Source organism: Streptomyces sp. SID5910 (assembly GCF_009862125.1).
GTDB lineage: Bacteria > Actinomycetota > Actinomycetes > Streptomycetales > Streptomycetaceae > Streptomyces.
On sequence record NZ_WWHX01000604.1, the window covers coordinates 1 to 4,048 of the forward strand.

At 74.6% G+C, this 4,048-nt stretch carries 3 protein-coding genes; all 3 read left to right on the plus strand.

All coding sequences use genetic code 11. The features are described from left to right. Nucleotides 1–1,245, plus strand: a 1,245-nt coding sequence (locus tag GTW67_RS21115) for an ABC transporter ATP-binding protein (RefSeq protein ID WP_161166369.1), incomplete at its 5' end; no start/stop codon positions are given. A 122-nt stretch (nucleotides 1,246–1,367) separates the two neighbouring features. After that, nucleotides 1,368–2,756: an aldehyde dehydrogenase family protein gene (locus GTW67_RS21120; protein WP_161166370.1), complete on the plus strand. Its 1,389-nt coding sequence runs from the start codon at nucleotides 1,368–1,370 to the stop codon at nucleotides 2,754–2,756. A 23-nt stretch (nucleotides 2,757–2,779) separates the two neighbouring features. After that, nucleotides 2,780–3,877, plus strand: coding sequence for a zinc-binding dehydrogenase (locus GTW67_RS21125; RefSeq protein WP_161166371.1), 1,098 nt, complete (start codon nucleotides 2,780–2,782; stop codon nucleotides 3,875–3,877). Nucleotides 3,878–4,048 lie beyond the last annotated feature (171 nt).

The window sequence follows — 4,048 nt, forward strand, 5'->3', positions numbered from 1 at the left end:
CTCGGCCCCTCCGGCTGCGGCAAGTCCACCCTCCTGCGCATGATCGCGGGCCTGGAGGAGATCACCGAGGGCCGGCTCCTGCTGGACGGCGAGTACGCCAACGACCTGCTCCCCGCCGAGCGCCGCATGTCGATGGTGTTCCAGAACTTCGCCCTGTACCCCAACATGACCACCCGCGGGAACATCGGCTTCCCGCTGCGCGTCGAGGCGCCCGGCGCCGACCACGGCCCCCGCGTGGACGCCACCGCCCGCATGCTCGGCATCGAGGACCTCCTCGACCGCTTCCCCGCCCAGCTCTCCGGCGGCGAACGCCAGCGCGTCGCCATGGGCCGGGCCATCTCCCGCCGCCCCACCGCCTTCCTGATGGACGAGCCCCTGTCCAACCTCGACGCCAAACTCCGCAACCACCTGCGCGCCGAGATCACCGGCCTCACCCGCGAGTTGGGCGTCACCACCGTCTACGTCACCCACGACCAGTCCGAGGCCATGTCCCTCGGCGACCGCGTCGCCGTCCTGCGCGGCGGAGTGCTCCAGCAGGTGGACACCCCGCGCACCGTCTACGCCCTGCCGCGCAACGTCTTCGTCGCGGCCTTCATCGGCACCCCGCGCATCAACCTGCTGCGCGGCCTCGTCCGCGCCCCGCTCGACGGCGCGATGACCATCAGCCTCGGCAAGCAGTTCCTGCGCCTGCCCGAACCGCTCTCCCTCGACCACCAGTTGCTCCGCGTCCAGCAGGGGCGCGAGGTCATCGTCGGCCTCAGGTCGGAGGCCGTCCGGATCGCGGACCCCGCCTCCGCCCGCCCCGGCGAGGTGCTGCTCACCGGCCTGGTGGAGCACGTCGAGTTCCAGGGCCACGAGGTGCTCGTCCACTTCAACACCGGTTCGCGTCCCGCCGTCGTGCCCGACCTGGAGGCCCCGCGGCCCGCCGCCCGCCCCGCGGGACGCCGCCGCCGCGACGGCACGGTCCTCGGCCGGCTGAAGGAGCGGGCGGGCGTCCTGCGCGCCGGCCCGGTGGCGGTCGCGGACGGCCCGGCGGACACCGGACCCGCCGTCACCGCCCCCGCCGTCACCGCTCCCGACGGCCGCCTGCCCGGCGACCTGATCGTCCGCACCACCCCCGACATGCATCTCCGTCACGGCATGCAGGTCCCCCTCCTCGTCGACCTCGCCCACCTCTTCGTCTTCGACCAGCACGGCGAGCGGATCTGCCCCGCGCCGGCCCGCCTGCCGGACCTGGAGGAGTGATCCCGCCGGCATCCCGCCCGCCGGGAGGGTGAGCCGCGCCACCATGGTGGCCGCCCCTGGTGCCGTAAAACTATCGGCGCTAGTTTGGGGCTGGACGACGAGGCCCGCCCGGAAGGAACGCGATGAAGGCACACGACGGCATGTACATCGACGGAGCCTGGCGCCCCGCCGACGGCCGGGACACGATCGACGTGGTCAACCCGGCCGACGAGCAGGTGATCGGCAGGGTCCCCGCCGGCACCGCCCTGGACGTGGACACCGCCGTACGGGCCGCCCGCGCCGCCCTGCCCGGCTGGGCCGCCACCCCGCCCGCCGAACGCGCCGCACGCCTGGCCGCCCTGCGGGACGTGCTGGCGGCCCGCAAGGACGAGATCGCCGAGACCGTCACCGCCGAGCTCGGCTCACCGCTGAAGTTCTCGCAGGCCGTGCACGCCGCCGTCCCCGTCGCGGTCGCCGGCTCCTACGCCGAGCTGGCGGCGACGTACGCCTTCGAGGAGAAGGTCGGCAACTCCGTCGTCCACCACGAGCCGATCGGCGTGGTCGGCGCCATCACCCCCTGGAACTACCCCCTCCACCAGATCGTCGCCAAGGTCGCCCCGGCGCTCGCCGCCGGCTGCACGGTCGTCCTCAAGCCCGCCGAGGACACCCCCCTCACCGCCCAGCTCTTCGCCGAGGCCGTGGACGAGGCCGGCGTCCCGGCGGGCGTGTTCAACCTGGTCACCGGCCTCGGCCCGGTCGCCGGCCAGGCCCTCGCCGAGCACGCGGACGTCGACCTGGTCTCCTTCACCGGCTCCACCGCCGTCGGCCGCCGCATCGGCGCGATCGCCGGCGCCGCCGTCAAGCGGGTCGCCCTCGAACTCGGCGGCAAGTCCGCCAACGTGATCCTCCCGAGCGCCGACCTCGCCAAGGCCGTGAACGTCGGCGTCGCCAACGTCATGTCCAACTCCGGCCAGACGTGCAGCGCTTGGACCCGCATGCTGGTCCACCGCGACCAGTACGACGAGGCCGTCGAGCTGGCCGCCGAGGCCGCCGCGAAGTACGGCGACCGGATCGGCCCGGTCGTCAACGCCAAGCAGCACGAGCGGGTGCGCGGCTACATCGAGAAGGGCGTCGCCGAGGGCGCGCGCCTCGCAGCGGGCGGCCCCGAAGCCCCGCGCGAGCAGGGCTACTTCGTCAGCCCGACCGTCCTCGCCGACGTGACCGAGGACATGACCGTCGCCCAGGAGGAGATCTTCGGACCGGTCCTGTCGGTCCTGCGCTACGAGGACGAGGAGGACGCCCTGCGCATCGCCAACGGCACGGTCTATGGCCTCGCCGGGGCCGTCTGGGCCGGCGACGAGGCGGAGGCGGTCGCCTTCGCCCGCCGCATGGACACCGGCCAGGTCGACATCAACGGCGGCCGCTTCAACCCGCTGGCGCCCTTCGGCGGCTACAAGCAGTCCGGCGTCGGCCGCGAACTGGGCGCGCACGGCCTCAGCGAGTACCTCCAGACCAAGTCCCTCCAGTTCTAGCCCGCAGGGGAGTCGTCCACGTCATGGCCGTCCGTACCGCAGTCCGCGCCGCCGTCGTACCCGCCGTCGGCGCCCCGCTGGAGGTCACCGGCATAGAGCTGCCCGAGCCCGGCCCCGGCCAGGTCCGGGTCAGGCTCGCCGCCGCCGGGGTCTGCCACTCCGACCTGTCCCTGTCCAACGGCACCATGCGCGTGCCGCTCCCCGCCGTACTCGGCCACGAGGGCGCCGGCACCGTCGTCGCCGTCGGTGAGGGCGTCACCCACGTCTTGCCCGGCGACGGCGTCGTCCTCAACTGGGCCCCGTCCTGCGGCGCCTGCCACCCCTGCTCGCTCGGCGAGGTCTGGCTGTGCGCGAACGCCCTGAACGGCGCCGCGAACAAGCACGCCCGCCGCGCCGACGACGGCACCGACCTGCACCCCGGCCTGAACGTCGCCGCGTTCGCCGAGGAGACGGTCGTCGCCGCGTCCTGCGTCCTGCCCTGCCCGGACGGCATCCCGCTGACCGACGCCGCGCTGCTCGGCTGCGCCGTCCTCACCGGCTACGGCGCCGTCCACCACTCGGCGAAGGTCCGCGAGGGCGAGGCGGTCGCGGTGTTCGGCGTCGGGGGAGTGGGCCTCGCCACCCTCCAGGCGGCCCGTATCGCGGGCGCGTCGAGGATCGTCGCCGTCGACGTCTCCCCGGCGAAGGAGGAGCTGGCCCGCGCCGCCGGGGCCACCGACTACCTGGTCGCCTCCGACACCACCGCCCGCGAGATCCGCGGCCTCACCGGCAAGCAGGGCGTCGACGTGGCCGTCGAGTGCGTCGGCCGCGCGGTCACCATCCGCACGGCCTGGGACTCCACCCGGCGCGGCGGACGCACCACGGTCGTCGGCATCGGCGGCAAGGACCAGCAGGTCGCCTTCAACGCCCTGGAGATCTTCCACTGGGGCCGCACCCTGTCCGGCTGCGTCTACGGCAACGCCGACCCGGCCCGCGACCTCCCGGTGCTGGCCGAGCACGTCCGCACCGGCCGCCTGGACCTCGGCGCCCTGGTGACCGAGCGCATCGCCCTGGACGGCATTCCGGCGGCCTTCGAGAACATGCTCGCCGGCAAGGGCGGCCGGGCGCTGGTGGTCTTCTAGGCCCTGTCGCCGGCCCGAAGGGCGTACCCCTGCGGCGAGCGTGCGCGCCGGGGCGGGAGCGAACGGCGGGACGGACGGCCCCGGGCGTGTCCGCGACGTTCCTTCTGCCCCCGCGCGCCCCGAGCGCGCCCGGGCAGGAGCGACCGCGCCCGGCACGCCGAGCGCACGCAC